General features: G+C 71.7%; 1 protein-coding gene. It reads left to right on the top strand.

What is annotated here, in order from left to right:
- Nucleotides 1-1,872 (top strand): 1,4-alpha-glucan branching protein GlgB (gene glgB / locus E1166_RS30395; RefSeq protein ID WP_132343233.1); only part of this gene is annotated, 1,872 nt, incomplete at both ends.

The following is a 1,872-nucleotide window of genomic DNA, read 5'->3' as shown; positions in this document are numbered from 1 at the left end:
CAGCCCCTACCGTCACCCACCCACCCTCGGCGACCTGGACCTGCACCTGATCGGCGAGGGGCGGCACGAGCGACTCTGGGAGGCGCTCGGCGCCCGGGTCCTCGACGGGGGTGTGGCCTTCACGGTGTGGGCGCCCAACGCGCGCGGCGTGCGGGTGGTCGGCGACTTCACCGGATGGGGCCCGGACGACGGCTGGCCGATGCGCTCCCTGGGTGCCAGCGGGGTCTGGGAGATCTTCGTGCCCGACGTGGCACCCGGCGCGCGGTACAAGTACCGGATCCTCGGCGCGGACGGGCACTGGCGGGACAAGGCCGACCCGCTCGCGGCGTACGCGGAGGTGCCGCCGGCCACCGCGTCGGTGGTGCACCGCTCGACGTACGAGTGGGGCGACGCCGGCTGGCTGGCGCGGCGGGCGACCCGGCAGCCGCACCAGGAGCCGATGAGCGTCTACGAGGTGCACCTCGGCTCGTGGCGGCCCGGCCTGGGCTATCGGGAGCTGGCCGAGCAGCTCACCGCGTACGTCACCGAGATGGGCTTCACCCACGTGGAGCTCCTGCCGGTGATGGAGCACCCGTTCGGCGGCTCGTGGGGCTACCAGGTCACCGGCTACTACGCCCCCACCTCCCGGTTCGGCGACCCGGACGACTTCCGCCACCTCGTCGACACCCTGCACCGCGCCGGCGTCGGGGTGATCCTCGACTGGGTGCCGGCGCACTTCCCCAAGGACGAGTGGGCGCTGGCGCGCTTCGACGGCACCGCGCTGTACGAGCACCCCGACCCGCGCCGCGGCGAGCACCCCGACTGGGGTACGTACGTGTTCGACTTCGGCCGCCGCGAGGTGCGCAACTTCCTGGTCGCCAACGCGCTCTACTGGTGCGAGCAGTTCCACGTCGACGGGCTGCGGGTGGACGCCGTCGCCTCGATGCTCTACCTGGACTACTCCCGAAGCGAGGGGCAGTGGCTGCCCAACGTGCACGGCGGGCGGGAGAACCTGGAGGCGATCGCCTTCATGCAGGAGGTCAACGCCACCGTCTACAAGCACCACGCCGGGGTGGTGATGATCGCCGAGGAGTCCACCGCCTGGCCCGGGGTCACCCGATCCACCGCCGACGGCGGGCTCGGCTTCGGCTTCAAGTGGAACATGGGCTGGATGCACGACACCCTGCTCTACACCTCGAAGGACCCGATCTACCGGCAGCACCACCACCACCAGCTCACCTTCTCCCTGGCGTACGCCTTCAGCGAGAACTACGTGCTGCCGATCAGCCACGACGAGGTCGTGCACGGCAAGGGGTCGCTGAGCGCGAAGATGCCCGGGGACACCTGGCAGCGACTGGCCAACGTACGGGCGTTGCTGGCGTACATGTGGGCGCACCCGGGCAAGCAGCTGCTCTTCATGGGCTGCGAGCTCGCCGACGACCAGGAGTGGAGCGAGGAACGCGGTCTCGACTGGTACCTGCTGCACGACCCGGCCCGGGCCGGGGTGCGGCGACTCGTCGCCGACCTCAACGCCGCGTACCGGGCCACTCCCGCGCTCTGGGCGCAGGACACCGAGCCGGCCGGGTTCCGCTGGATCGCCGGCGACGACGTCGCCAACAACACCGTCTCGTTCGTCCGGATCGCCCCGGACGGCAGCACCCTGGTGTGCGTGGCGAACTTCTCCGCCCTGCCCCTGGAGGACTACCGGGTCGGGCTGCCGGCGGCCGGCACCTGGACCGAGGTGATCAACACCGACGCGCATCTCTACGGCGGATCCGGGGTGGGCAACCTCGGCACGGTGCACGCCCAGGGTGTCCCGTGGCACGGCATGCCCGCCTCGGCCCCGCTGCGCGTCCCCCCACTCGGCGTCCTCTGGCTCCGCCGCCAGACCCT

It is taken from the genome of Micromonospora sp. KC213 (assembly GCF_004348325.1).
Taxonomy (GTDB): domain Bacteria; phylum Actinomycetota; class Actinomycetes; order Mycobacteriales; family Micromonosporaceae; genus Micromonospora.
Note: the sequence above shows the minus strand (reverse complement) of the source record. Positions and strands in the feature narration are given on the sequence as shown.